Source organism: Arthrobacter sp. Y3224055, from assembly GCF_059090825.1.
The window spans coordinates 688,781-714,165 of sequence record NZ_JBNHGB010000001.1 but is presented as its reverse complement, the minus strand read 5'-3'; the positions used below and the strand labels follow the sequence as shown (position 1 = coordinate 714,165).

Genomic DNA, 25,385 nt, shown 5'->3' with positions numbered 1-25,385 from the left:
AAATCTCAGGCGCCGACGGCGGCGGGGCGGGGGCGGACGGTACGCTGCTCGATGTCCTTGGCGCGGTCCGAGGCCTGCACGAGGCGCTGGACGTACACGCCCGGGGTGACGATGTGGTTCGGGTCCAGCTCTCCCGGCTCCACGATCACCTCGGCCTCGGCGATGGTGACGCGGCCGGCGGTGGCCACCACCGGGTTGAAGTTGCGGGCGGTGTAGCGGTAGACCAAGTTGCCGTCCGTGTCGGCGGTGTGGGCGTGGACGAGGGACAGGTCGGCTACGATCCCGCGCTCCTGCACGTAAAGCTCGCCGTCGAACTCCTCGTGCGGCTTGCCTTCGGCGATCACCGTGCCCACCCCGGTCTTGGTGTAGAAGGCCGCGATGCCCGCGCCGCCGGCGCGGAGGCGCTCGGCGAGCGTGCCCTGCGGGTTGAACTCGACCTCCAGCGTGCCGGCCAGGAACTGCTGGGCGAACAGCTTGTTCTCGCCCACGTAGGAGGCCAGCACCTTGCGGACCTGCCCGGCCTCGATCAGCACGCCCAAACCCTTGCCATCGACGCCCATGTTGTTCGAGACCACCGTCAGGTCCTTGACGCCGGAATCGCGCACCGCGTCGATCAGGTCCGCGGGGATGCCGGAGAGCCCGAATCCTCCCACCGCGATCGTCATCCCGTCATGCAGTACGCCGGCCAGCGCGGCGGCCGGTCCTGCCGTCAGTTTGGACATTGCTTCCTCCTCGTTGAGTGCCGTCCGCAGCCACTCGTCCTGACCTGGCGCGGAACTTGTCCATCTTGTGGACAGCTGTTATCCGGCAGACTAGTGGTGCCGCGGCGCAACCGTCAACGGGCGGCCAAGAACTGCATTCACAGTGTGGACAGCGGCGGGTAGACTGTCCACATTGTGGATCGGCGGGGCGGCATAACCGACCCGGCCCGGCCGCCAGACCGCCAGGAGGACAATTGCCGGACAAGCAGGTACAAGGAGCCCAAGTGGTCGGCCGGGTAGCCCGGCTGCTGCGGATCGTCGGACGCGCCCCGGAGACCGGCGCGGCCCTGGCGGACATCGTCCGGGCCTCGGGCCTGACCCGGCCCACGGTCTACCGGCTGCTGAACTCCCTCGCCGCCGAGGGCCTGCTGGACCATCATGCGGAGACCGGCACCTGGCATCTGGGCCCGGAGCTTTATGTGCTCGGGTCGGTGGCCGCTGGCCGCTTTGCGATCGAGGACCTGGCCCGGCCGCGCCTGCAGCGGTTGGCGGACGAAACGGGCGAGAGCGCCTTTCTGTCCATCCGGCGGGGCGACGAAACCGTCTGCCTGGTCCGGGTGGAAGGCAGCTTTCCGGTCCGCTCCTTTGTGCTGCACGAAGGCGTCCGCTTCCCGCTGGGCATCGCTTCGGCCGGGCTGGCCATCATGGCCTTTCTGGAGGACGGGGAAATCGACCGGCTGCTCGACGACGGCGGTGCCCGGGTTGAGCGCTTCGGCCCGGCGCATGCGCCGGACAAGATCCGCGCGAACCTGGCCGAAACCCGGCAGCGGGGCTATACCGTCAACCCGGGGCTGATCCTGGAGGGCAGTTGGGGGATGGGCGCGGCCGTCTTCGACCGGCACGGCCAGCCGGCCTGGGCGCTGTCGCTGACCGGCATCGAACAACGGTTCCGGTCCGACCGGCAGGAGTTCCTCGGCAAGCTGCTCCTGGAGGAGGCGCACATCCTCACGCAGCAGTTGCGTGAACAGCCCCAGGTCCGCCGTTAGGCTCGAGGCAGCCGGGCACTTTCGGCCGGCACCAGAACACCCTAGGAGCAACGATGGCCGGGCACCACCCGCTGCGCACCGCCGTGATCGGCTACGGACTCTCCGGCAGGGTCTTCCACGCGCCGTTGCTGGAGGCCGCGGGCGGGTACTCGCTGGACGCGATCGTCACGGCCAACCCCGAGCGGGCCGCACAGGCGGCGGCCGGGCACCCGCGCGCCCGGATCGTGGCAACGGCGGAAGAACTCTTCAACGCGCCGGAGCCGCTCGACGTCGTGGTGGTGGCCACCCCGCCGGCCAGCCACTACGCGCTCGCCGACGCCGCGATGGACCGCTTCCTGCACGTGGTGGTGGACAAGCCCTTCGTCCCCGCATCCGCCCAGGGCGACGCCCTGCTGGCCAAGGCCGGACGGGCCGGCGTGGTGCTCTCCGTCTTCCACAACCGCCGCTGGGATTCGGATTTCCTGACCCTGAAACAGCTGATCGGCGACGGCGAACTCGGCCGGGTCCACACCTTCGAGTCCCGCTTTGAGCGCTGGAAGCCGGAGGGTCTGCGGGCCTGGAAGGCAACGGCCGGCGTCGCCGGTGGCGGCGGCATCCTCTTCGACCTCGGCGTCCACCTGATCGACCAGGCGCTCACGCTCTTCGGGCCGGCCGCCACGGTCTACGGCGAAACCGCGCGCCACACCGCCCCCGCAGCATCCGCCGCCGACGAGGATGCCTTCGTCTCCCTGCTGCACGAATCTGGGGTGCGCTCGCGGTTGTCGATAAACCTCATCTCAGCGCTGCCCGCGCCGCGGTTCCATGTGCTCGGCTCGGCCGCCGCCTTCACCTCCTGGGGGCTGGACAGCCAGGAGGCCGCGCTGGCGGCGGGCGCGGTTCCCGGAGCAGCCGGATACGGCGAGGAGCCCGAAGAGCGCTGGGGAACCCTCGGCACGCCGGGCCACACCCGCAGGGTTCGCTCCGTCGCCGGCGCCTACCCGGAGTACTACCGGCAGCTGGCCGCGGCCATCCACGAGGGCGCCCCGGTTCCCGTCGAGCCCGCGGACGCCGTGGCAGCCATCCGCATCATCGAGGAGATCCACCGGCAAAACCGGACATAAGGGCGGGCAGCGGCGCCGACACAAGATGCCCCAGAGCGGCCGTGGGCCCCCAGCCGCGGCTTCCGTCCGGCCGCCGCGTGGGGCCAGGGCCGCCGCTTCCGTCCAGCCGCCGCAGCCGTCCCGCCGCGGCTTCCGCCCAGCCGCGGCTTCCGCCCAGCCGCGGCTTCCGCCCAGCCGCGGGTGTTCCCTGATCAGCCGTCGTCCTGCGGCAGGCGCGATACCGGGGCCGCGTGCGGAATGTGCCAGCCATAGTGCAGGGAGACCACACGGAGCCCGAACACCACCGCGGCCACGCCGACGGCGGCCAGCGTTCCGTAGACCCCGGCAAACCACAGCACCACCACCAAGGCCGAACCCAACATGGCGGGCACGGCATACAGATCGTCCGGGCTGAACAGTTGGGGCACCCGGTTGGCCACGACGTCACGCAGTATGCCGCCGCCCACGGCAGTGGTCAGGCCCAGCAGCGCCGAGGCGACAGGGTTCATGCCCAGGCTCAGGGCCTTGACCGTCCCGGTGATGCAGAACAGTGCCAGCCCGCCGGCGTCGAAGATCAGCAATGGACGCTGCATGCGTTCCACGCTGCGGAACAGGAAGAAGACCACCAGCGCTGCCACCACCGGCGGGACGAAGTACAGCGGATTGTTAAAGGCACTGGGGACGGTATCCAGAATTACGTCCCTGATGATGCCGCCGCCCAGACCGGCCAGGGAGCCAAGGAACACGGAACCGATGATGTCGAATTTCCGGCGGGCCGCCAACAGGCAACCGGACATGGCAAAAAAGAAGGTGCCGAAAAGATCCAGTACCAAGCCAACGGTCATGCCTGCCATCCAATCATTGCCCGCCCCTGTTCCTGCCTTTGCCCGCCGTTGCGCGGCCACAAAAACCAGTCCGGTGGTGCCCCGGACCGGCCGACGGCCCCGCCCTGAGTCACCCGGCCCGGCCGTAACGGTGCTCTGGGCGCCCGGTGCTGCCATAGCGCAAATGGATTTCGACGGCGCCGTCGTCCGCCAAAGCAGACAGGTACCGCTGGGCAGTGGCCCGGGAGATGCCAACCGTCTGCGCTACTTCCGCCGCGGACCGCTGCAGCCCGGGTGCCAACGACTCCAGTACGGCGGCCTCCGTGGCCGACCGGGTCCGGGCCGCCACGGCGGCCTCGGCCGGGTGCAGGGCGTGCAGCGCGCGGTCCACCGTATCTTGGTCCACGGCCGGCTGCTCAGCCAAGAGGCGGCGGTAGCGCGCGTAGGCACGCAGTTTTCTCGCCAGCTGCTCCGACGTGAACGGCTTGATCAGGTAGCCGAGCGCGCCGCGGCGCAGTGCTTTGCGGATGGACGCTGCGTCAGCTGCGGCGGTCAGCATGATCGTGTCCACGTCGACTTTCCGCAGCAGGTCCAGTCCCAACGCATCGGGAAGGTACACATCCAGCAGCATCAGGTCCGGTGCCTGGCCGTGAGCCGAGCGCAGCGCCTGCTCGGCGCTTCCGACAGGCGCCAGCGCGCTGAACCCGGGGACGGAATCAACGTATCCGGCATGCAGGCGCCCCACGTGAAAATCGTCGTCGACAATCAGCACCTGTAGATCAGTCATGGTTCCCTCCTGGTGGTACAGGTTCGACCGTGCCCGGCAGACTCGCGCAGAATACGGCTCCCGGCCCGAACGTGCGCCCTGGATCTGCCACCCAGACGTCCCCGCCGCGGCGCCGAGCCAGCCGGCGGCTCAACGACAGCCCGAAGCCTTGGCCGTGGATGTCGGGCAGGCCCGACACGTCGTCCGGCGGCGCGGTCTTGATCGATGGGTGGTCTCTCGAAGGGTCTGCCGTCGAGTAGCCCTCGGCGAAGATCTGGTCAATGCCGGCGGCCGCTTCTCCGGCGGCCGGGTGGTCGGCGGCGAGGCCGGACAGCCCGTCTCCTGAATCTGCCACCACCAGGTGCAGCGTTCCACCGTCTTCCGTTAACTCGTCCATGACCTCGACTTCCACCCAGCGGTCCGGGTTGCTCCCGAGCACAGCGGCCCGGACGGCGTTGTCCACCAGGTTCCCGATCACCGTGGTGACATCCTGCGGGTCGGTGACCCGGCCGCGCACCAGCGTCTCGGGACCGACCCGGAGCACCACGCCGCGCTCGGCCGCCTCCATGCTCTTCGCTCCGATGAAAGCCTGCAGGTAGGCGTCCCGCAGCAGGTCGGCCTGTTCGGCCGGGTAGTTCAGCGGTCCGGTCTGCATGATGGACGTGAGGTATTCCTGGGCGCGGTCCGGGTGCCCCGTGGCGAGCAGGCCGGAAATGGTGTGCAGCCGGTTGGCGAATTCGTGCCGCTGTGCCCGCAGCGCGGTGCTCAACGCGCCCACGGCGTCCAGCTGGCGGGTCAGCGACTGGACGGCCGTGCGGTCGCGCAGCATGATTACCCAGCCCAGTTCGGGTGCACGCGGAACTACGGCGCCGGTGCCCGTTCCGGGACGGTAGCCGCGCCTGCCCGGGGTGCGGCTGGCCTGGACTTCGCGCGCGGATAGGATCAGCACCCGGGAACCAACCACCAGCTCCACGGTGGGCGATTGCGGATCGGCGGCGTCCAGCAGCCCGGCCAAGGCATCGGGCAGCACAGATGCCCCGGCGCCGGGGATCTCCAGCTCGGCCAGCGGCCGGCCGACGAGGTCCGCGTCGATGGGAAAGCCCAGCAGCCGTTTGGCCTCGCGGTTGAACACGGTGATCCTGCGGTCCGCGGAAACACCGATGACGCCCTCGTCCACGCCGCGAAGCACCGCCTCCTGGTCCTGGGCCAGCGCCGCGATCTCCTCCGGTTCGAGTCCGAGAGTCAGGCGCTTGAGCCTGCGGCCCAGCAGCAGGGAAGCGGCCATCCCCAGCGCCAGAGCCCCGGCAGTCGTAAGCGCGATGGGCAGGATGCTCCGGGCCAGGGACTGCAGCACGTCCTGGCTGGAGAAGCCCACACTGACTTCGCCCACCACGGATGCGGACCCGGGAGCGTACACGGGAACCTTGGCCCGCGCGGAATGCCCCAGCGTGCCCTGTTCCTGTTCGGTGACCTCGCGGCCGGCCAGTGCTTCCGATGGGTCGGTGCTGACCATGCGGCCCAGCTCGGCCGGATTGGGGTGGGCCAGCCGCAGGCCTGTGTCGTCGGTGATCACAACGAACAGGGCTCCGGTCCGGAGCCGGACGTCCTCGGCCAGTGCTTGGAGCGGTCCGTTCTCCAGCGCCCTTGCGGACAGCTGATCGGGCCCGGCATCGACCAGCGCGGCGGTCTCGGCGCGGACGTCGCCGGACGCCGCGACGGCCCGTGCCGCGGCGAGGGCCTGGCCTTCGGCGTCTTCGCCCAGCCGCTGGTAGGTCAGCCAGCCCAGAACGGCGGCGGAGAGAAGGAGCACCACGGCCACGACGGCCAGTTGGAGGAACAGCATGCGGGCCGAAAAGCCCATCCGGGGCGGTCGCCTGCCCCCGTTCTCCATGGTGCCTCCCGGGTGCGGCCCTCGGCCTGTGAGCTAAATGAGCAAAACGTGCTCAATAAGCAGTATGCACCTGAAGGGCGTTTAACCGCCATTCGTGACCCGGACCACCCTAATGTCTGTAAAGCCGGTCACACCGGCTGCATTAGACAAAGGAGTTGCTGTGCTGGTTTTCCTCGGCTTCGCAATGATCGCGGTCTTTATGGCGCTGATCATGACCAAGAAACTGACGCCTGTTTTAGCCCTGATCATTGTGCCGACTGTTTTCGGCCTCTTCGCAGGGGCCGGCCTCGGCCTGGGCGACATGATCCTCGAGTCGATGAAGTCGTTGACATCCACAGCGGCGCTGCTGATGTTCGCCATCATCTTCTTCGGCCTGATGATCGATGTCGGACTGTTCGACCCACTGGTGCGCTTCATCCTGCGCACGTTGGGCAACGACCCGGCCAAGGTTGTGCTCGGCACCGCGGTGCTGGCCGCCGTCGTCTCGCTGGACGGCGATGGTTCCACCACCTTCATTCTGACGACGGCGGCCATGCTGCCGATCTACCTGCGGCTGGGCATGAGCCCGGTGGTGCTCACCTGCGTCGCCGGCCTAGCCAACGGCACCATGAACATTGTTCCATGGGGAGGTCCGACGGCACGCGCTGCTGCCGCCCTGGATGTCTCCCCGACCGACGTGTTTGTGCCGATGATTCCATCCCTGCTGGCAGGCATCCTTGTCGTGATGGTCTTCGCCTGGACGCTCGGTTTGAGCGAGCGCAAGCGGTTGGCGGGCGGCAATCCCAAGGCCACCGCCAAGGGCAAGCCCGATCTGTGGACGGATGCTGCCCGGGACGACGACGGCGGTGCCGGCAGCTCCGCTGGAAACTCCGGCGTTGGCAGGGGCCGCGGCAGGCGCGGAGCCGGGTCCGGGAAGCCCGTCCCGGGTACCTCGCCGGTCGGCGCTCCGGCCGGTGGCTCTGTCGCTGTTCTGGAGGCTCCAGAGGAAGGCCCGGTGGGCGGATCCCTGACCGACTCCGCCCTGGACCCCAACCGGGCCACCCTGCGTCCGCATCTGTTCTGGTTCAATCTGGCCCTGACCGTGGCCGTCATGGTGATCCTGGTGCTGGACGTCGTTCCGCTGGCCTACGTCTTCATGGTCGGGGCCGCCATTGCCTTGGTGGTCAACTTCCCGAACGTCAAGGAACAGGCCAACCAGTTGGTCGCGCACAGCAAGAGCATCGTCGCCGTCGTCTCCATGGTGATGGCAGCCGGGGTCCTGACCGGCGTGCTGAACGGCACCGGCATGGTCGACGCCATGGCAGCCTGGCTGGTGGACATCATTCCGGACTCGATGGGGCCGTTCATGGCCGTGATCACCGGGGTGCTCAGCATCCCCATGACCTTCTTCATGAGCAACGACGCCTTCTACTTCGGTGTGCTGCCGGTGCTGAGCGAAACTGCCGCCCACTTCGGCATCGCCCCCGCCGAGATGGCACGGGCCTCCATCACAGGCCAGCCCGTACACATGCAGAGCCCGCTCGTCCCTGCGATCCTGCTGCTGGTGTCGCTGGCCAGCGTGGAACTGGGCGACCACCACAAGAAGGTGCTGTGGCGTGCCACCGTCGTTTCGCTGGTGATGCTGGCCGTCGGTGTCCTGCTGGGCGCCATCCCCTGGGGCTGAGCCGCCAGGGAAATACGACGCGGCGCCGCCGTCTGGTTTCGACCACCGGACAGTGGGCGCCACCGCTCAACCTTGCAGAAAACCGGTCCCGATAATTGTCCGGAAAACCGGTTCCGCGGTCGCAATGAAGGAGGCCCCCAACCAAGAAAAGGAGAAAGCCGAGAAGTGGGCCGCTGTGACCACGGTGAAGGCTACACGGGCGTTGGCGAGCAAAGACCAGACGCAGCTGAGGTAGGGATCGCTGGCCTGGAGTGCCTAAGGTTCCGGCCCGTCTTGAGCCGCTGCTCGCCGACGCCGGGATAGACCAGACCATGACATCAAGGTCTATCCCGGCGCCGGCCGCGGCTTCCTCAACAACCATGGCCCGTCGGAGCTGACATTCGGGGACAAGGTGCTCGCCAAGCTGGTTGCCGCTGGCTATCACGAGCCGTCTGCCGAGGACGCGCGCAGGCGCATCCTCGCCTTTTTCCAGGAACGCCTGCACCCTGGCCTGAGGGGGGAAGCGCGATGACATACCGCAGCCTGAAGGGAGCGCTACGGGCAGCGCGGGCTGCAGCCGGTTTCACCGCCGGCTACCCGTCAGTTGTGCGGCCACGCCGGCTCCCCTTGGGTCATGCAGACCCGTCAGGTCTTGAACCTCCAACGCCTCGCCGAGTCCACGAGCGTCCGAGTTCCGCCGGAGGGCTCAGCCCAGCAGCAGGGCGACCAGCAGGACGGCGGGCAGCGAGAGCAGGGAGCTCAGGAAGATGATGTCCCGCACCAGCGTGGACTGCATGCGGAACTGGCTGGTGAACAGGAAGACGTTCTGCGCCGTCGGCAAGGCCGCCATGACGACCACGCCCAGCAGCGGGACGCCGCCGACATCGAACACGAAGTGCGCCAGCGCCCACGCGATGGCCGGCATCAGGGCCAGCTTGACCACGGAGCCCAGCGCGACGTCGGCCCGCAGGGCGCGCTGGGTCAGCGGCTTTTGCCCGCGCAGGCTCATGCCGAACAGCATCAGCAGCAACGGAATGGACGCGTTGCCGAGCATTTCCACCGGCGTCCAGAGCACTTCCGGCAGGCGCAGCCCGGTCACGGAGATGAGCGCCCCGACGGCGGTGGCGACGGTGACCGGATTGAGGATGGACTTGATCACGGTGCGCCAGAGCGGGACAGCCGCGGCAGCACCGCCGTCGTCCGGTGAAAGCTTTCCCGCAGCCGCCTTCCGCTGGCACCAGGCGAAGACGGTCAGGTACACGGGCGCGATGACCAGCAGCTGCGCCAGCAGCACCGAAACGACCGGGTCGGCGCTGCCCACGGCGTAGAGGGCGATCGGCACCCCGATGTTTCCCGCGTTGACGTAGGTGGAGGCCATGGCGCCACCGGCCGTCTGCGCTGCCGGGCGGCGCAGCACGAAGCGGCTGAACAGCGCATAGACCGCTCCCGCGAGGGCGGCGGTCATCAGCGCGATCGGAGTGTAGACGCCGACGACCGACGCGAGATCCGCCTCGGACAGCAGCACCAGCATCAGCGCCGGATTGGTGATGTAGTAGATCACCGGCGTCAGTCCGCGCTGCATCTCCGGCGCCTTCTGCGGGACGATGGCTGCGGCGGCAAAGCCGACGGCAACAATCACCAGCACCACGCCGAAGCCGAGCAGCACACCTTCCACGGAACCTCCAGAACTCACGGCTCTGCCCGGGCCGGCGCAAAACGCGCGGCCGGGCAGAGGTCAAACGGCGGGACACAAGAAGACCGCCCGCCCCGCAGGGTGCGGAGCGGGCGGCGGGTACTAGCGGACCAGGCAGGGGCGCTTGGGATCGAACTCCCAGCCGGGCACCAGGTACTGCATGGAGACGGCATCGTCGCGGGCGCCGAGGCCGTGTTCCAGGTACAGGGCGTTGGCCTCGGCCAGGCGTTCGCGGTCCAGTTCGATCCCGAGGCCGGGGGCTTGCGGGACTTTGATCTCGCCGTCGCGGATCAGCAGCGGTTCCTTGGTCAGGCCCTGGCCGTCCTGCCAGATCCAGTGCGTGTCCAGCGCGGTGATTTCGCCCGGGGCGGCGGCGCCGACCTGGGTGAACATGGCCAGTGAGATGTCGAAGTGGTTGTTTGAGTGCGAGCCCCAAGTCAGACCGAACTCGTGGCACAGTTGTGCCACGCGGACGGAACCGGCCATGGTCCAGAAGTGCGGATCGGCCAGCGGAATGTCGACGGCGTTGGTGCGCACGGCGTGCGCCATTTCGCGCCAGTCAGTGGCGATCATGTTCGTGGCGGTCTGCAGTCCGGTGGCGCGGCGGAACTCGGCCATCACTTCGCGGCCGGAGAACTTGCCTTCGGCGCCGCAGGGGTCCTCGGCATACGCCACCACGGCCTGCATGCGCTTGCCCAGCCGGATGGCGTCCTGCAGCAGCCAGCCGCCGTTCGGATCCAGCGTGATCCGGGCGTCCGGGAAGCGCTGTTTGAGCGCGGTCACCGCATCGACCTCCAGGTCCCCGGCCTGCACCCCGCCCTTGAGCTTGAAGTCCTGGAAGCCGTAGCGGGCCTGCGCGGCCTCGGCCAAACGGACCACGGCCTGCGGGGTCATGGCCTCTTCGCGGCGCACCCGTTCCCAGTCGTCCGCGCCGTTGGGCTCGCGCAGGTACGGCAGGTCGGTGGCGTCCGGGTTGCCCACGTAGAAAAGGTAGCCGAGCATCGGCACCGCGTCACGCTGTTGGCCGTCGCCGAGCAGTTCGGCCACGGGAACGCCCAGGAACTGGCCGTGCAGGTCCAGCAAAGCGGATTCGACGGCGGTCACGGCGTGCACGGTGGTGCGCAGGTCGAAGGTCTGCAGCCCGCGGCCGCCGGCGTCGCGGTCCGCGAAGGCCGCGGCGATTTCCCGCAGCAGGCTGCGGAAGCGGGCCACCGGGCGGCCGGTGATCAGGGCGCCGGCGTCTTCGATGGTGGTGCGGATTTTCTCGCCGCCGGGGACTTCGCCCAGGCCGGTGCGGCCGTCGGAGTCGGTCACGATGACCACGTTGCGGGTGAAGAACGGCCCGTGCGCGCCGGAGAGGTTCAGCAGCATCGAGTCGTGCCCGGCGACCGGGACCACCTCGACGGCGGCAATGGTGGGTTGGTTGCTCATGCCTGCCCTCCGGCCAGTTCCAGCGCGCCGTCGATCCGGCGGTTCAGCTTCCAGGGGTTCTCCTGCTGCACCGGTGCCGGCAGCAAGGCATCGGGAATGTTCTGGTAGGCCACCGGGCGCAGGAACCGCTCGATCGCCAGGGTGCCCACCGAGGTGGTGCGGGTGTCGGAGGTGGCCGGGAAGGGGCCGCCGTGGACCATCGCGTGCCCGACTTCGACGCCGGTCGGCCAGCCGTTGGCCAGGATGCGGCCTGCCTTGCGCTCGAGCACAGGCAGCAGCGGGGCCACGGTGGCGTGGTCCTCGTCGCTCATGTGCAGGGTGGCGGTCAGCTGCCCTTCGAGCCGCTTGGCCGCAGCCAGCAGGTCCTGGCTGGAGGTGTAGCGGACCAGCAGCGAGGCCGCGCCGAAGATTTCCTCGTGCAGCACCTCATTGGTCAGGAAGGTGCGGACGTCGGTGCCGAAGACCGCGGGCGCGGGGGCGTTCTGCGTGGCGCCGTCCTGGCCGCGGGCCACCAGGTCCACCCCGTCCTGCTTCCCGAGGGAGTCGACGCCGGCGGTCCAGGAGTCGGCGATGCCGCGGGTCAGCATGGTCTGGCCGGCGGCCGGGGCCAGGGCCCGTCCCACCGCGGCCGCGAACGCGTCCCCGGCCTCGCCGGCGGGCACGAAGGCAAGCCCGGGAGCGGTGCACAGCTGGCCGCTGGAACCGGTGACCGAGCCGACGTAGGCGGCGGCCAGCGCGTCCAGGTCGCCCTGGAGCGCGCCGTCGAAGAAGAACACCGGGTTGATCGAGCTCATCTCCGCGTAGACGGGGATCGGTTCCGGCCGTGCTGCGGCGGTGGCCACCAGGGCGGTGCCGCCGGAGCGGGACCCGGTGAACCCGACGGCCTTGATCGCCGGATCGGCGACCAGCGCCTGACCGATCTTGGCGCCGGGACCGTAGACCAGGGAGAACACGCCCGGATGCAGGCCGGCCTCGGCCACGGCGGCGGTGATGGCGTGGCCGACGATTTCGCTGGTGCCCGGGTGGGCGTTGTGGGCCTTGAACACCACCGGGCAGCCGGCCGCCAGGGCGGAGGCGGTGTCGCCGCCGGCGGTGGAGAAGGCCAGCGGGAAGTTGCTGGCACCGAACACGGCGACCGGGCCCAGCGGGACCTTGCGCTGGCGGATGTCGGCCCGGGGCATCGGCTGGCGGTCCGGCTGGGCCGGATCAATGCGCACGCCGCGGTGGTCGCCCTGGCGGATTACCGCGGCGAACAGGCGCAGCTGGCCGGTGGTGCGGCCGCGTTCACCGTTCAGCCGCGCGGCGGGGAGGCCGGTTTCGGCCATCGCGCGTTCGACCAGCTCTTCACCGACGGCTTCGATGTTGTCGGCGATCTTCTCCAGGAAGGCGGCATGCGTTTCCGGCTCCAGCGTGCTGAAGGAGGCGAAAGCTTCCTCCGCCGCGGCAGTGGCGGTCGCCAGCTGGGCCGCGTCGATCAGGCTGTAGGCCGGTTCGAGGACGTCATTGGTGGCAGGATCGAAACCGTTGACAGTGCCGCCGGTACCGGTCACGGCTTCGCCGGCGATGATCGAATGGCCTGTCAGAGTTGTCTGCGTGCTGGGCATCGGATGCTCCTTCTGGACTGGGGATGGTCTGCGGTGGCTGCTGGGCGGAAAGCGGCCGCCCCGTGGAGGGCGGCCGCTTCCCTGGCGCGGAACCTAGGCGTTCTGCCGGACGTCTGCCGGGCGGATGCCGGCGGCCTCAATCAGGGCCGACAGGTCGGCGATGTCCTTCTCGGTCAGGTCCTGCAGCGGCGGGCGGACGAAGCCTGCGTCGCGGCCGACGGCCTTCAGGCCGCCCTTGACGATGGATACACCGTATCCCTTAACCCGGTCGCGGATGTCCAGGTAGGGGAGCACGAAGCGGTTCAGCTTCTCGGTCACGGCATCGCGGTCTTGGTTGCGGACGTCGCGGTAGAAATCCAGGGCGAACTCCGGCACGAAGTTGTACATCGCCGAGGAGTAGGTGCTCATGCCCAGCTGCAGCAGCGGCAGGGCAAAGGTCTCAGCCGTCGGCAGCCCGCCCAGGTAGAACAGCCGGTCGCCGTTCTTGGCGTAGACCTTGGTGAGGTGCTCGATGTCGCCCAGGGCGTCCTTGAAGCCGATGAAGTTCGCGTGCCGGTCGGCCAGGGCCGCCACGGTGTCCGCGGCGTAGATGGCGTTCGCCCTGTTGTAGACGATGACGCCGATGTTGGTGGCGGCGCATACGGCCGAAACGTGCGCCAGCAGGCCGGCCTGGTCGCATTCGGTCAGGTACGGCGGAAGCAGCAGCAGGCCCTCGGCTCCCGCGGCCTCCGCGTCCTTGGCGTTCTGGATGGCTTGGGCGGTGGAGCCGCCGGCCGAAGCAAGCACCGGAACCCGGCTGCCGGCTTCCTCAACGGCCATCCGGACCACGCGGGCGGACTCGGCCGGAGTCAGGCTGAAGCCTTCGCCGGTGCCGCCGGCGGCAAACAGGCCTGCGACATCGAAGCTGGACTGCCAGTCCAGGTGGTTGCGGTAGGCGGCTTCGTCGATGTTCAACTCTGCATCAAACGCCGTCACTGGGAATGACAACAGCCCGTCCTTGAGCTTGTCTGCGAGTTCATGGGGCGTGTACTGGGCCACGTGCATCTTCCTTTGCGATGGTGCCGCGGGCGGCGGGTTGAATGCGTTGGCTCCACCCTAGGAAGACAACGTGATGCCTGTCCAAGCCCTCTTTTGTATGGATTGATGCACTAAGAGTATTGACGTTCGGAGGCGCGGTGGTGGTCGGCTGGCAGCTAGGAGGCTTTGGCCCACACGCTCTCCAGCATCCTGCGTAGCGCGGGATTGTGCGAGTTCCGGTTCCAAATGGCATGCAGTTCCACCGAGTCCGGCGCGAGTTCGGGCAGATGCAAGTAGCTGACGCCATCGACTCCCAGCAGTTGTGCCGATTCGGGCACGAAGGCCACACCTCGGCCGGCCGCCACCAGCGCCACCATGGTCAGGATCTGGCTGACGGTGTGCACGACGTTGCCGTGCTCGATCGGGATTTGGCGCACCACCAGATCGTAGAAATAGCGCGCCTTGATCGGTGAATGCATGATGAGCGGCACGTCTTTGAGGTCGGCCACGGCCAGCGGACGTGCCAGTTGATCCAGCGGGTGCCCGCTGGGAACTGCGAGCATCAGGTTTTCCGACAGCATCAGGTGCGATTCGAAGAGGTCTGTGTCGAAGGGCGGGCGGGCCAGCCCCAGGTCAAGGTCGCCGTCCATAATCGCCTGGACCTGCTCCCCGGTCACCAGTTCCTCGAGTTCGACGTCGACATCGGGCAGTTCCAGTGCAATCTCGCCGAGCAGGGGTCCGAGTACGCTGAAGGCGGTGGCGGCAGTGAAGCCGATCCGGATCTCACCCGCCCGGCCGGCGGCGATGCGGCGTGCCGTTCGGGGCGCCCGGTCTGCCGACACCACCAGCTTCCGCGCCTCGGAGAGAAAGGCGTGTCCGGCGGCGGTCAATGCCACCTTGCGGTTGTCCCGCTCCAAGAGTTCGACGCCGATGCTGCGCTCCAGTTTCTGGATCTGCCTGCTGAGCGGGGGCTGGGTCATGCTCAGCCGCTCGGCGGCTCGGCCGAAATGCAACTCTTCGGCGACAGCGATGAAACTTCGGGCCTGGTCCAGGGTGAACATGATGCCTTTCAAGTATCATTCAATGCACTAATGGGCTTGGACATGCATCATAGTCTCTTTCTAAGCTCGATGTCCGAGCCACTAGTGACCTGTCTCATATGAGTCGGGTCACGGCCGAGACCCGTTCGAACATCGCTGTTCATCGAGCAAGGAGCCCGAAGTGAAAGCACTCTCCATCCGCCGGACCGTTCTAGGTCTGACCGCTGCCTCTGCTGCGCTGGCGTTGACCGCTTGCGGCGGCAACGTTGGGGGCGGCACTGCCGCCGAGGGGGACAGCTTCCCCAACGGCCCCATTACTCTGACCGTCGGCCAGGCTCCGGGCGGGTCGACCGACCTGATCGCGCGCACCGCGGCCGAAGGTATGGCCGACGAGCTCGGCGTCGCTGTTCCGGTGGTGAACAAGCCCGGTGCCAACGGCGCCCTGGCAACGCAGGAAGTCGCGGCAATGGAGCCCGACGGACAGAACCTCGTCCTGCTGAATGCCTCGCTGATCACTATCACTCCGCTGGCAGTATCTGAAGACGAAGCCGTCAGCCTTGACGACCTGGATGTCATCAAGGGCCTCTCTCAGGACGACTACGTGTTGGTTGCCAGCGCCGAATCCGGTTTTGAAAACCTGGACGATATCAAGAACAGCTCCAAGAAGCTGACCTTCGGCACCACCGGCGTGGGCACCGGCTCACAGCTGTCCCAGGCCATCTTGTTCGCCCAGGCCGAGATCAAGGGCACCGCGGTGCCGTTCGATTCGGGTTCCCCCGCGCTGACCGCTGTCATGGGCAACCAGGTCCAGCTGGCCACCATCCAGCTGGGTGAAGCCAAGCCGCAGATCGACGCCGGCAAAGTCAAGCCGATCGTTGTCTTCTCCGACGAGCGCAACACCTTCCTGCCGGACGTCCCCACCGCCATCGAAGAAGGCTACGAAGTCCCGGTCTCCCAGTACCGCGCCCTGGCTGCCCCGAAGGGACTGCCCGAGGATGTGAAGGCCAAGCTGGTCGAGTCGGTCGAGGCCGCCCAGGCCACCGACACGTACAAGGCCTTCAACGAGAAGAACATGCTGACCCCCAAGGAAATCTCCGGCGAGGAAGTCGTCCAGCAGTGGAACGACTTGGCTGCCAAGTACAAGGAGCTCACCGAGAAGTACGACATCTCGCTGGCCGGCGAGTAGCAACACCCACGTGAGGCCGTCCGGCCTCCACAGCGAATCGAGTTAAACCATGACGCCCCACCGCGAGACGCCAGCAGAAGGCACTGAGTCAGTCGACGTCGTCGACGATGACCTGACACCGGAGGAATTGGCTGCCCAATGGGAAGCCGAGGCCGCGCCGCCGGCAGGGCCCATTGCCAACCTCGCATCATCCCTCGTGGTGCTCGCGCTGGGCGTGGCGGGGCTCGTCATGTCGCTCGGTCTGGGGCTGGGAACGCCCTCCCAGCCCCGGCCCGGCATGTGGCCGTTCGTGGTCAGCCTGATCATCGCTGTCCTCGCGCTCGCCCAACTGGTTGTTGGGCGGCGTGGGGGCCGCGACGGGGAAAAATTCTCCAAACTGTCCTGGCTTGCGGCCATTGGGTTTGTGACCCTGCTGATCATGGTGTTGCTGATGCCGCTGATCGGCTTCGAGGTCCCTGCACTGCTCCTCTGCCTGGTCTGGATGAAGTTCCTCGGCGGTGAATCCTGGCGTGGCGCCATCATCTACTCGCTGCTGATTGTTGCCGCGTTCTACGCCATCTTCATCCTTGCCCTGGGAACGTCGATTCCCCACCTGTTCTAGCGGGTTGTGCACTCCCACGGTGTCGGCTTTGCCGCCAACGTGGGACCCTCGCGCCCCACCCTCGCCCACTGATCCAAAGGTTCTCGCATGGATTTCCTGCAACCGGTCATGGACGGCTTCGGCGTCGTCCTAGAGCCCTCCAACCTGCTGTACTGCCTGCTGGGCGTTGTTATCGGCATGCTGATCGGCGTACTGCCTGGCCTCGGTCCGGCAGCCACCATCGCCATCCTGCTGCCGCTGACCTACGGGATCGAGCCCGTCACGGCCATCATCATGTTGGCGGGCATCTTCTACGGCGCACAATACGGCGGCACTATCACCTCGGTGCTGTTGCGACTTCCGGGCGAAGCCAGCTCCGTCGTCACCGTCTTCGACGGCTACCAGCTCGCCAGGAAGGGCAAAGCCGGAACGGCGCTGGGCATCGCCGCCATCGGCTCCTTCATCGGCGGCACGGTGGCCATCATCGGTTTGACCTTCCTCGCCCCGCTGGTGGCAGGCTTCGCATTGGACTTCGGCCCGCCCGAGTACGCAGCCTTGGCCATGGTCGGCATCCTGCTGGTCGCCACGATCAGCAACGGCGCCAAAATCAAGGCATTGATCGCCGCCGCCTTCGGACTTCTGCTGGCCACCGTGGGCCGCGACATTTTCACCGGTGCCGAACGCTTCACGTTTGGCAACCTGAGTCTGGCCGACGGCATCGACTTTGTCCCGGTGGCCATGGGCTTGTTCGGCGTCGGCGAGATTCTCTACAACCTGGAAGAACGCCACCGCGCGGCCCAAGCGCCGGCAACAGTGGCAAACGTTTGGCCGTCCAAGAAGGACCTCAAGCAGTCGGCCGGGGCTATCGGGCGCGGCTCTGTGCTCGGCTTCTTCCTGGGCATCCTGCCTGGCGGCGGCGCCACGATCTCCTCGCTCGCCGCCTACGCCGTGGAGAAGAAGCGCGCCAAGAACCCGGAACGCTTCGGCAAGGGCGCCGTGGAGGGTGTTGCCGGTCCGGAGACCGCCAACAACGCCGCGGCGACAAGCTCCTTTATTCCGCTGCTGACCTTGGGTATTCCCGCCAATGCCACCATGGCGATCATCTTCGGCGCGCTGCTCATTCAGGGCGTGACCCCGGGCCCGCAGCTCATTGTCGAGAACCCGGATCTGTTCTGGGGTGTGGTCAACTCGATGTACATCGGCAACATCCTGCTGCTGATCATGTCCATCCCGCTGGTCGGCTTGTTCGTCCGCATCCTGCGGGTGCGCGCCGCCATCCTCGCTCCGATCACCGCACTGATCACCTTGCTTGGCGCCTACACCATCCGCAACTCGATGTTCGACGTGCTGCTGGTGGTCCTCTTCGGCGCCGTCGGGTACCTGATGAAAAAATTCGGATTCGAGCCTGGACCGCTGGTGTTGGCCTTCGTGCTCGGTGCGCTGCTCGAGTCCAGCTTGCGGCGTTCGCTGTTGGTGCTCGACGGAGACGTCGCCGGATTCATGGGCCGGCCGATCTCCGGCACGCTGGTAGTTCTGTTCGTGCTGGTCGCTGTCTGGCCGATGGTCAAGTCCGCCATAGAGCGCCGGAAAAACTCCCGTACCCAAGCTCGCACCGAAACCAAGGAGAACGCATGAGCATCCTCGTCGGCTATGTACCCACCCCCGTGGGAGAGGCAGCCGTGTCCGCCGCCATCGCGGAAGCCAAGCTCCGCGGTGAAGACCTGCTGATCGTCAACTCCACCCGTGAAGGGGTGCTGGTGGATAAAACCGTGGCGTCGGAGAACGACCTCCTCCGCCTGAAGTCGGCAGCCAATGAGGCGGGCGTGGCCGCAGAAGTGCTTCGCCCCACCCACCGCGACGACCTGGCCGACGAGATCCTTGAGCTCGCCAGCGAACGCGAGGTCTCGCTCATTGTCATCGGTCTGCGCCAGCGCACGCAGGTGGGCAAATTCATCATGGGTTCGCACGCTCAGCGCATCCTGTTGCAGGCAGACCGGCCGGTGTTGGCCGTCAAGGCAGCCGAGTAGCCACAGCCGGTTCACCCCCGCAACAGCGAAGCGGCAGCAGACTTTGGTCTGCTGCCGCTTCCGTATCCGGACCCAGTGACCTTACGGCGGGTGCAGTTCCCGGGGTAATCAGTGCCCGGATTCGCTCTCCAACCGCAGCCGCGAATTGACCAGGTGGGTGCGCATGGCGGCAGCCGCGGCCAGTCCATCGCCGGCTTCCACTGCGGCCAGCACCGCCGCATGTTCGGACGCCACGGCCGAGAGACGGGACGTTTCGGCTTCGGATCCGCTGGCCTCCAGCCGGTAGCGGGGCATGGCAATCATGGCCGGGCCGAGGGCCGCGATCGCATCCCGAAAGTAGGGGTTGCCGCTGGCCTCGGCGACGGTGCGGTGAAACTCGAAGTCGTGGGATAAGGCCGCGGCCGGGTTGGAACCGGAGCGAGAGAAGTCAGCGTTTGCGGCGCGCAGGGCCGCCAACTGCTGGTCGGTCCGCCGGACGGCGGCCAAGGCAGCGGCTTCGCTTTCCACGCCGGTGCGGAACTCCACCAGCGCCCTCCGGTCCTCCAGAGTCCGCACGGGCCGGAGGCCGCGGGGGCCTTCCGCTTCCGCCGGTGGCGTCAGCGCGAAACTCCCGCTGCCGCGCCGGGTATGCACCAGCCCCTCCGCCTGCAGCCGGGTGATGGCCTCGCGCACCACTGTGCGGCTCACGCCGTGCTCTGCGATCAGCGTGTTCTCGCTGGGCAGCTTGTCGCCGGGAGCGATATCGCCGTCGACAATGCGCCGACGCAGGTCGTCAACCAAGGTGACCGTCAGGTTCGGTTTCAACAATCGCTCCCGTTTTCTCTAGGGCAGGGTGAGAGGGGAACGACGACGGTGCGCGGCACCGTCGTCGTCATGGGATAAGGCTAGGCGCGGCCGAACTCCACGCTGTCCGTGGTCCAGGCGCGCGCCTGTTCGCTGAAGGTGAAGCCGAGGCCCGGACGGTCCGGGACGATCATCCGGCCGTCGCGGGTCTCGAGGCGCTCGTTGAACAGCGGGTCCAGCCAGTCGAAGTGCTCCACCCAGGGCTCGCGCGGGTAGGCGGCGGCCAGGTGGAGGTGGATCTCCATCGCGAAGTGCGGCGCGAGGTCCAGCCCGGCCTGGTCCGCCAGCGTGGCCAGGCGCAGGAACTGCGTGATGCCGCCGACCCGGGGAGCGTCGGGCTGGATGATGTCGCACGCGCGGGCGGCGATCAGGCGTTCGTGTTCGGCCACCGAGGCCAGCATCTCGCCGGTGGCAATCGGGGTGTCCAGGGCAGCGGCCAGCGCGGCATGGCCTTCGGCGTCGTAGGCATCCAACGGTTCCTCGATCCAGACCAGGTCGAACTGCTCCAGGCGGCGGCCCATCCGGAGGGCGGTGGCCCGGTCCCACTGCTGGTTCGCGTCCACCATCAGCGGCACGCCGTCGCCGATGTGGTCGCGGACCGCGGCGACACGGCGCAAGTCCTCGGCCGAGTCCGGCAGGCCGACCTTGATCTTGATGCCGCCAATGCCGTCGGCAAGGGAACGGCTCGCGCGGTCCTTGACCTCGTCGATGGAGGCGTTGAGGAAGCCACCGGAGGTGTTGTAGGTCCGGACCGAGTCCCGGTGCGCGCCGAGGAACTTGGCCAGCGGGAGCCCTGCCCGCTTGGCCTTGAGGTCGTAGAGCGCTATGTCGAGCGCGGCCAGGGCCTGGGTGGCGACGCCGGACCGGCCCACCGACGCGCCTGCCCAAAGCAGCTTGTTGTAGAGCTTGGCGATGTCGTTGGGGTCCTCGCCGAGCATCGCCTCGGCGACTTCCGTCGCGTGGGCGTATTGCGCCGGGCCGCCGGCCCGTTTCGAATAGCTGAAGCCCAGGCCCTCGTGTCCCTGCACGGTGGTGATTTCGGCAAAGAGGAAGACGACTTCCGTCATGGGCTTCTGGCGCCCGGTAAAGACCTTGGCGTCAGAGATGGGCGTGGCCAGCGGCAGCGTGGCAGTGGAGAGCTTGACGTGCCGGATGGCATCGGCGGTGTAGGGCATGGCGGTCCTTACGCGGGGATGGCTACTGCGACTGATTGTACAAGTCGCGCACTTGTCATACAAGTATTGCTCCAGGGTGACGCTTGCCAGAGCCAACCCCGGTCTTACCCCGCGTCGAACCCCCCCCCGGATTTCCCGGCGCCGGGCCGGGCACGGGGTTAGCCGATCGGGGTTACCAACGAGCCGTCGCGCAGGTAGCTGCGCAGGTTCTCCAATGTCAATGCGGCCATGTCGGCGCGGGTCTCACGGGTGCCGCTGCCGATGTGCGGTAACAGGACCACGTTCTCCAGCTCCATCAGTTCGGCCGGCACATGCGGTTCGTCGGCAAAGACGTCCAGCCCTGCGCCCGCCAGGCGTCCTCCGGCCAAGGCGGAGACCAGGGCATGTTCGTCCACAATGGTGCCGCGAGCGATGTTGATCAGGTAGCCTCCCGCGCCGAGCTTGGCCAGCACCCCGGCGTCGACCAGGTTCACCGTCTCCGGTCCTCCGGCAGCCGCGATGACGAGCACCTCGACGGCCTCGGCCAGTTCGGCGGGGGAGGAGTGGAACGCGTAGCCCGAGTCTTCGACGGCGCGGCGGCTGTGGTAGTGGATCTCGCAGTTAAACGCTTCCAGTCGCTTGGCGATGGCCTGGCCGATCCGGCCCAGGCCGAGGATGCCGACCTTTCTGCCGGAGGCCCGCGTGGTCAGTGGGTAGGACGTGGTTGAGGCCCATCCGCCGAGGCGGACGAACCGGTCGGCGGCGCTGGTTCGGCGCAGTACATCCAGATAGAGGGCCAGCGCGGTGTCGGCCACGCAATCGGTGAGCACATCCGGGGTGTTGCTGACGTGGATGCCGCGTTCGTTTGCCTGCTCGACGTCGGTGGCGTCGTAGCCGGCGCCGAAGTTTACGATGGCTTCGAGGTTCGGCAGCCGGCGCATCAGGTCGGAGCCGACACCATGGCGGCCGGAGCACACCGCCACGCGGATGCCGGGGGCGTGCCGCAGCAGGAAATCGCCGCGTTCCGGGCCGTCCGGGAGCAACAGTGCGCCGAACTCATCCGCCAAGGCGGCGGTGACAACGGGGTTCACCGGTCCAACCTGAAGGACCTGCCGGCCGTCGGAGGGTGTGGGAGCAGCGGCGCGCACGGCCGTACGGGTGGTCATGCCAGAAGAGTAAGGACCTTCGCGGAGGCGCGTCCAACACGGATACTGCATGGACCGATACCCGGCGGGACACGTTCCATCCGTCCCGCGGAACCGCCGGCCGTTTTCGCGGGCGGGCCTTTAGGGAACAAGGGGCCCCGTCGCCTGCTTCGCCGGCCGGGTGTCCGGCTGGGCCGTATGAGCGGCGGCCCGGCGCGATGCCGTCCGGAACCACGCCAGGGGGCCAAGGATGGGCACCGCGAGCACCAGCAGGGACCAGCCGGCTTTCGCCGACCGCTGCCGTTTGCTCCGCCCGATGCTGACCAGCGCTCCGACCGCCAGGAAGAGGGCAAATGGACCGGCACAGACGGCAGCCGATATCCACGTGACCGAGTCGAACAGCATAGGATCCCCCTTCCTTGGCCGTGACCGGCCGCCGGCCATAACAAGGCCGCAACAAACACGAGTCTAGAATCGCACCGGCGCCGCGGCTATCCGCCGGGAGGATGAGTTCGGGCGGTTCCACTCCTCCCCCGGTAGCAGGGGCCGCCTCAGCCCTCCGTGCGGAACCTGGCCAGCATCTTGTGCAACGTGTTGAGGTTCCTGGTGGTCGTCACCGGCTTGTACATCGTTTTGGCCATTTGCTTGGACAGTTTGGACTCCAAAGTGTTGCCTTTGGGCACCTCCCAGTACAGGACGTCGCCCCCCGGAGACGCCCGTTCTTCGGGCGAAAGTTCCGGGCAGTCCTCGAGCAGTTGTTCCACAACATCCTCACCCGTGGTGAGCACCGCGTAAGCGTGCCGGGGAACGCCGTCGTCGGCCGGGGTGAACGGATAGCCCTCGACGATGGCGGCCAGCTCGCTGGGAGTCTTGACGATGACCCAGGCGTCGTAGCCGAAAGCCGTCCGCAAGCTCGCTTCGACTCTTTGCTTGACCACGCCGGGGTCTTGGGTCTCCGCGCGCAGCACGACGTTGCCCGAGGCGAGGACGGTCTCCACCTGCCCGAAACCGGCTTCGGTGAGGACCCGCTGCAAGTCCTTCATGGCAATCCGGACGCCTCCAACGTTGATGCCGCGCAAAAACACGCCATAAGTCCGTAAGGAACCGGATTCGCCGTATTTATTTTTCATGGTGCTCCGGGGTCGGATGGACAGGAAATCATTGTATGCACCGGCCGTGATCGCTTCACGGTCTACCCATTCAGGGACTAGGCGAGGCAAGGTACGCGACTTCGCATATGTATCACCAGGGAGCTGCAAAATCGAGGAAATAGGCCGTCGAAGGACTAAACCATTCACCAAATTTTCGTGTTGCTCATGCCTGTTAAACGGGGGATCCATTCCCTTGTCTAAGCACGTCACCCCTCCTAGGCTGAATGTAACGGAACGGCTTTCTGAAGGACGCCGGATCCAAGTGTGGGGAACTGCGGTTGGCGGCGGCTGAGGGCGTCATTTAGCAGCGGCTTCATGGGGACACGGGCGGATGGATACCGCCCGCCTAGGGGGAATCAGAGCATGACTCTGGAGACAGTATAAAGAAGCGGTGTGGGACGTTCCTTGCTGGACGTACCTGAGGGGATTCATGGCTTATGTACTGAGTGTCGATGTCGGCACAAGTTTCACGGCAGCAGCGACAGCGCGATACGGGAGCGGAGACCGAAAGCCTCAGCAGCCGCAGGCTGTCCACTTGGGTTCACGTGCGGCGGCCGTGCCGTCGGTGATCTATGTAGGCGAAGACGGCGCAGTTCTGGTCGGAGAGGCAGCCGAACGGCGGGGCACGACGTCCCCTGACCGGGTGGTTCGAGAATTCAAGCGGCGGATCGGCGACTCGGTGCCGATGATGGTCGGAGACCTGTTTGTCGCACCTGAGGACATTTTCGCCGCCGTGGTCCGGTGGGTCGTAGACCGCGCCCAGGAACGTGAAGGCGAAGCTCCGGAAGCCGTAGTGGTGTCGCATCCGGCCAGCTGGGGTGACTACAAGACCGGACTGATCCGTGACGCCTTGGCCGGCGTAGGGCTCGCCGACGTCATGTTGTTGAGCGAGCCGGAAGCAGCCGCGCTCCATTACGCCTCCCAAAACCGCGTGGGAACGGGGAGCCTGGTCGCCGTCTATGACTTCGGCGGCGGTACCTTCGACGCGGCAGTCCTGCACAAGGGTGACGCAGCCTCATTCACGCTGCTGGGCAAACCGGAAGGTTTGGAGCGGGTGGGTGGAGCTGATGTCGACGACGTCGTCTTCGCGCACGTCGTCGCCAGCCTGGACGGCGGGCTGAGCGCGGTGGATCCCACCTCGACGCAAGCACGCGTGGCGCTGGACCGTATCCGGCGGGAATGCGTGGAAGCCAAAGAAGCGCTTTCGGCCGATTCCGAGGCAACAATCCCTGTGTTGCTGCCGGAGCTGCAGACAGGCGTCCGCCTGGTGCGGTCCGAGTTTGAGGGCATGATCGAGGAGCTGGTGCGGGACACGCTCCACTCCCTGCGCCGGGCCCTCGACACAGCGCAAGTGGCTGCCGAGGACCTCACCGCCGTCCTCTTGACCGGCGGCTCGTCCCGCATCCCCTTGGTTGCCCAATTGCTGTCCGCCGAACTGAACCGTCCCCTCGCGGTGGATGCGGACCCGAAGGCCGCCATCAGCCTGGGGGCCGCGTACTTCGCGGCCCGAAACAGGCTCGCGCTGCCATCCGGACACGCTGAGGAGCGGGAGCCCCGGCCGGTGCCGGAAGCCGTCGCGGCCGAAGGCCGCGCCTTTCCGCAACCACACTTCCACGCCCACGCCGCGTCCGCGGTGGAAGGCGCCGGCACCGCACGGAAACCCGTGCTGGCCATGCGCGCCGCTGCCATAACAGTGGCGGTCGCGGCCCTCACGGCGTTGACGGCAACCGCCGCCCAGAGCCCTCACGAATTCGGTTTGTTCGGTTCCCAACCGGGCGTCGCGCAAGGCAGCGCCGCGGAGCGGAACGGCCACGTACCCGGGGGAGCTCCGGAGGAAAGCGAAGGGGCCGGGCCGGCCAATTCCGTGATGGCGGCTGAACCGGCGCAGCCTGGCATGAGTCCCGTGGTCTTTTGGGAGAACTCAGCTGCAACGTCCTCCGGCACAGCGGCTCCGAGCCCGGAAGGCTCACCGGGCTATGGCGGCACCGCGGGCTTCGCTCAGGAGCAGGTGACCTACGCGCAGGACCGGGCGACGACGACGACGCCGAACGGCCAATCGTCGACTCGCCCGGGGGGCGTGTCTACGCCGGCCGGTGATTCCGGGCAGGGCCCGGGATCGAAGCCGGACAACGGCATCAACACTCCTGCCCCGGGACCCACGGGAACCCCCGAGCCGCCCGCGGCTCCCCAGCCAGGCACCACTCCCCAACCTCCCGCCCCCGAGCCGGAACCGAGTGTTCCGGCTGTGCCGACAACGACACCGGAACCGGATCCGGTGCTGCCGCCTCCGGCCACCGACCCCGCGCCGCCTCCGGCCCCCGACCCGGCGCCGGAACCTGTTCCGGAGCCCGTGCCGGAGCCCTCATCAACACCGTCAGAGACGGTGGTTGTCGATCCTCCGCCGACCGCGCCAGCCTGGGTGGAACCGACGCAGCCGCCGGCACCGCCGGGTGACGCCACCGATGCGCCTGCTCCGGGGCCGGCATGACAGGTGCGACACCGGCGCAGCCAGCGGCACGCCGTTTGGTGAACCGGGATGCCGCGCAACTGCTGACGGAAGCCGCG

The 25,385-nt window shown here is 67.6% G+C and carries 23 protein-coding genes; 9 read left to right on the top strand and 14 right to left on the bottom strand.

Going from position 1 to position 25,385, the window contains the following annotated elements; translation table 11 throughout:
* Positions 1-5: 5 nt before the first annotated feature.
* The gene (locus AC5RTY_RS03405; RefSeq protein ID WP_494049327.1) at positions 6-722 is read right to left on the bottom strand and encodes a CoA transferase subunit A; all 717 of its coding nucleotides are present in this window, start codon (positions 720-722) and stop codon (positions 6-8) included.
* A gap of 263 nt (positions 723-985) precedes the next feature.
* On the opposite strand from AC5RTY_RS03405, the gene AC5RTY_RS03400 reads away from it, so the two are divergent.
* The gene (locus tag AC5RTY_RS03400; protein WP_494013716.1) at positions 986-1,747 is read left to right on the top strand and encodes an IclR family transcriptional regulator; all 762 of its coding nucleotides are present in this window, start codon (positions 986-988) and stop codon (positions 1,745-1,747) included.
* Positions 1,748-1,800: 53 nt separating this feature from the next.
* Positions 1,801-2,847, top strand: coding sequence for a Gfo/Idh/MocA family protein (locus tag AC5RTY_RS03395; RefSeq protein WP_494138965.1), 1,047 nt, complete (start codon positions 1,801-1,803; stop codon positions 2,845-2,847).
* Between the two features lie 191 nt (positions 2,848-3,038).
* On the opposite strand, the gene AC5RTY_RS03390 is transcribed toward AC5RTY_RS03395, so the two are convergent.
* From AC5RTY_RS03390 to AC5RTY_RS03380, 3 genes are all read right to left on the bottom strand, one after another.
* The gene (locus AC5RTY_RS03390; protein WP_494000878.1) at positions 3,039-3,671 is read right to left on the bottom strand and encodes a trimeric intracellular cation channel family protein; all 633 of its coding nucleotides are present in this window, start codon (positions 3,669-3,671) and stop codon (positions 3,039-3,041) included.
* Between the two features lie 109 nt (positions 3,672-3,780).
* Complete coding sequence (locus AC5RTY_RS03385) at positions 3,781-4,437, bottom strand: response regulator (RefSeq protein WP_494000877.1); 657 nt, start codon at positions 4,435-4,437, stop codon at positions 3,781-3,783.
* Positions 4,430-6,307 (bottom strand): sensor histidine kinase, encoded by a 1,878-nt coding sequence (locus AC5RTY_RS03380; RefSeq protein WP_494138964.1) that lies wholly within the window; start codon positions 6,305-6,307, stop codon positions 4,430-4,432. Before AC5RTY_RS03380 ends, AC5RTY_RS03385 begins: the two co-directional genes overlap by 8 nt.
* Before the next feature lie 160 nt (positions 6,308-6,467).
* On the opposite strand from AC5RTY_RS03380, the gene AC5RTY_RS03375 reads away from it, so the two are divergent.
* Positions 6,468-7,970, top strand: coding sequence for a CitMHS family transporter (locus tag AC5RTY_RS03375; protein WP_494127576.1), 1,503 nt, complete (start codon positions 6,468-6,470; stop codon positions 7,968-7,970).
* 316 nt (positions 7,971-8,286) lie between these two features.
* Positions 8,287-8,481 carry a hypothetical protein gene (locus tag AC5RTY_RS03370; RefSeq protein WP_494013782.1) on the top strand — a complete coding sequence of 65 codons (195 nt, stop codon included), beginning with the start codon at positions 8,287-8,289 and terminating at the stop codon, positions 8,479-8,481.
* A 174-nt stretch (positions 8,482-8,655) separates the two neighbouring features.
* On the opposite strand, the gene AC5RTY_RS03365 is transcribed toward AC5RTY_RS03370, so the two are convergent.
* The 5 genes from AC5RTY_RS03365 to AC5RTY_RS03345 form a co-directional block, all read right to left on the bottom strand.
* Positions 8,656-9,642 carry an AEC family transporter gene (locus AC5RTY_RS03365; RefSeq protein WP_494076487.1) on the bottom strand — a complete coding sequence of 329 codons (987 nt, stop codon included), beginning with the start codon at positions 9,640-9,642 and terminating at the stop codon, positions 8,656-8,658.
* A 102-nt stretch (positions 9,643-9,744) separates the two neighbouring features.
* Positions 9,745-11,073 (bottom strand): enolase C-terminal domain-like protein, encoded by a 1,329-nt coding sequence (locus tag AC5RTY_RS03360; protein ID WP_494138963.1) that lies wholly within the window; start codon positions 11,071-11,073, stop codon positions 9,745-9,747.
* Positions 11,070-12,677, bottom strand: coding sequence for an aldehyde dehydrogenase (NADP(+)) (locus AC5RTY_RS03355; protein WP_494138962.1), 1,608 nt, complete (start codon positions 12,675-12,677; stop codon positions 11,070-11,072). The genes AC5RTY_RS03360 and AC5RTY_RS03355 overlap by 4 nt, the downstream gene beginning before the upstream one ends.
* Positions 12,678-12,770: 93 nt before the next feature.
* A complete protein-coding gene (kdgD, locus tag AC5RTY_RS03350; protein WP_494000869.1) occupies positions 12,771-13,715 on the bottom strand; it encodes a 5-dehydro-4-deoxyglucarate dehydratase in 945 nt (314 codons plus the stop codon).
* A 155-nt stretch (positions 13,716-13,870) separates the two neighbouring features.
* Entirely contained in the window at positions 13,871-14,755 is an 885-nt protein-coding gene (locus tag AC5RTY_RS03345) for a LysR family transcriptional regulator (RefSeq protein ID WP_494138961.1), read from the bottom strand.
* Positions 14,756-14,915: 160 nt separating this feature from the next.
* On the opposite strand from AC5RTY_RS03345, the gene AC5RTY_RS03340 reads away from it, so the two are divergent.
* The 4 genes from AC5RTY_RS03340 to AC5RTY_RS03325 all read left to right on the top strand — a co-directional run bounded on the left by AC5RTY_RS03340 (position 14,916) and on the right by AC5RTY_RS03325 (position 18,527).
* Complete coding sequence (locus AC5RTY_RS03340) at positions 14,916-15,920, top strand: tripartite tricarboxylate transporter substrate binding protein (RefSeq protein WP_494013724.1); 1,005 nt, start codon at positions 14,916-14,918, stop codon at positions 15,918-15,920.
* Between the two features lie 49 nt (positions 15,921-15,969).
* The gene (locus AC5RTY_RS03335) at positions 15,970-16,521 is read left to right on the top strand and encodes a tripartite tricarboxylate transporter TctB family protein (RefSeq protein ID WP_493939986.1); all 552 of its coding nucleotides are present in this window, start codon (positions 15,970-15,972) and stop codon (positions 16,519-16,521) included.
* 87 nt (positions 16,522-16,608) lie between these two features.
* On the top strand, positions 16,609-18,135 hold the full coding sequence (locus AC5RTY_RS03330) for a tripartite tricarboxylate transporter permease (RefSeq protein ID WP_494000866.1): 1,527 nt from the start codon (positions 16,609-16,611) through the stop codon (positions 18,133-18,135).
* Entirely contained in the window at positions 18,132-18,527 is a 396-nt protein-coding gene (locus tag AC5RTY_RS03325) for a universal stress protein (RefSeq protein ID WP_494000865.1), read from the top strand. The genes AC5RTY_RS03330 and AC5RTY_RS03325 overlap by 4 nt, the downstream gene beginning before the upstream one ends.
* A 108-nt stretch (positions 18,528-18,635) precedes the next feature.
* Here AC5RTY_RS03325 and AC5RTY_RS03320 read toward each other — a convergent pair whose 3' ends face one another.
* The 5 genes from AC5RTY_RS03320 to AC5RTY_RS03300 all read right to left on the bottom strand — a co-directional run bounded on the left by AC5RTY_RS03320 (position 18,636) and on the right by AC5RTY_RS03300 (position 22,799).
* The gene (locus AC5RTY_RS03320) at positions 18,636-19,331 is read right to left on the bottom strand and encodes a FadR/GntR family transcriptional regulator (RefSeq protein WP_494049337.1); all 696 of its coding nucleotides are present in this window, start codon (positions 19,329-19,331) and stop codon (positions 18,636-18,638) included.
* An 80-nt stretch (positions 19,332-19,411) separates the two neighbouring features.
* Positions 19,412-20,545 carry an L-talarate/galactarate dehydratase gene (locus tag AC5RTY_RS03315; RefSeq protein WP_494013725.1) on the bottom strand — a complete coding sequence of 378 codons (1,134 nt, stop codon included), beginning with the start codon at positions 20,543-20,545 and terminating at the stop codon, positions 19,412-19,414.
* A 158-nt stretch (positions 20,546-20,703) separates the two neighbouring features.
* Complete coding sequence (locus AC5RTY_RS03310; protein WP_494024216.1) at positions 20,704-21,690, bottom strand: 2-hydroxyacid dehydrogenase; 987 nt, start codon at positions 21,688-21,690, stop codon at positions 20,704-20,706.
* A 120-nt stretch (positions 21,691-21,810) separates the two neighbouring features.
* A complete protein-coding gene (locus tag AC5RTY_RS03305) occupies positions 21,811-22,074 on the bottom strand; it encodes a PLD nuclease N-terminal domain-containing protein (protein ID WP_494024217.1) in 264 nt (87 codons plus the stop codon).
* Positions 22,075-22,220: 146 nt separating this feature from the next.
* Positions 22,221-22,799 carry a DUF1697 domain-containing protein gene (locus tag AC5RTY_RS03300; protein ID WP_494024218.1) on the bottom strand — a complete coding sequence of 193 codons (579 nt, stop codon included), beginning with the start codon at positions 22,797-22,799 and terminating at the stop codon, positions 22,221-22,223.
* A 556-nt stretch (positions 22,800-23,355) separates the two neighbouring features.
* Here AC5RTY_RS03300 and AC5RTY_RS03295 point away from each other — a divergent pair.
* On the top strand, positions 23,356-25,308 hold the full coding sequence (locus AC5RTY_RS03295; RefSeq protein ID WP_494138960.1) for an Hsp70 family protein: 1,953 nt from the start codon (positions 23,356-23,358) through the stop codon (positions 25,306-25,308).
* Positions 25,309-25,385: the final 77 nt, after the last annotated feature.

Excerpts from the sequence above, each read along its gene's own strand:
- AC5RTY_RS03360 (WP_494138963.1), bottom strand. The coding sequence starts at position 11,073 with ATGAGCAACCAACCCACCATTGCCGCCGTCGAGGTGGTCCCGGTCGCC.
- AC5RTY_RS03395 (WP_494138965.1), top strand. The coding sequence starts at position 1,801 with ATGGCCGGGCACCACCCGCTGCGCACCGCCGTGATCGGCTACGGACTC.
- AC5RTY_RS03405 (WP_494049327.1), bottom strand. The coding sequence starts at position 722 with ATGTCCAAACTGACGGCAGGACCGGCCGCCGCGCTGGCCGGCGTACTG.
- AC5RTY_RS03380 (WP_494138964.1), bottom strand. The coding sequence starts at position 6,307 with ATGGAGAACGGGGGCAGGCGACCGCCCCGGATGGGCTTTTCGGCCCGC.
- AC5RTY_RS03330 (WP_494000866.1), top strand. The coding sequence starts at position 16,609 with ATGGATTTCCTGCAACCGGTCATGGACGGCTTCGGCGTCGTCCTAGAG.
- AC5RTY_RS03345 (WP_494138961.1), bottom strand. The coding sequence starts at position 14,755 with ATGTTCACCCTGGACCAGGCCCGAAGTTTCATCGCTGTCGCCGAAGAG.
- AC5RTY_RS03305 (WP_494024217.1), bottom strand. The coding sequence starts at position 22,074 with ATGCTGTTCGACTCGGTCACGTGGATATCGGCTGCCGTCTGTGCCGGT.
- AC5RTY_RS03325 (WP_494000865.1), top strand. The coding sequence starts at position 18,132 with ATGAGCATCCTCGTCGGCTATGTACCCACCCCCGTGGGAGAGGCAGCC.
- AC5RTY_RS03310 (WP_494024216.1), bottom strand. The coding sequence starts at position 21,690 with ATGACCACCCGTACGGCCGTGCGCGCCGCTGCTCCCACACCCTCCGAC.
- AC5RTY_RS03300 (WP_494024218.1), bottom strand. The coding sequence starts at position 22,799 with ATGAAAAATAAATACGGCGAATCCGGTTCCTTACGGACTTATGGCGTG.
- AC5RTY_RS03390 (WP_494000878.1), bottom strand. The coding sequence starts at position 3,671 with ATGACCGTTGGCTTGGTACTGGATCTTTTCGGCACCTTCTTTTTTGCC.
- AC5RTY_RS03385 (WP_494000877.1), bottom strand. The coding sequence starts at position 4,437 with ATGACTGATCTACAGGTGCTGATTGTCGACGACGATTTTCACGTGGGG.
- AC5RTY_RS03355 (WP_494138962.1), bottom strand. The coding sequence starts at position 12,677 with ATGCCCAGCACGCAGACAACTCTGACAGGCCATTCGATCATCGCCGGC.
- AC5RTY_RS03315 (WP_494013725.1), bottom strand. The coding sequence starts at position 20,545 with ATGCCCTACACCGCCGATGCCATCCGGCACGTCAAGCTCTCCACTGCC.
- AC5RTY_RS03335 (WP_493939986.1), top strand. The coding sequence starts at position 15,970 with ATGACGCCCCACCGCGAGACGCCAGCAGAAGGCACTGAGTCAGTCGAC.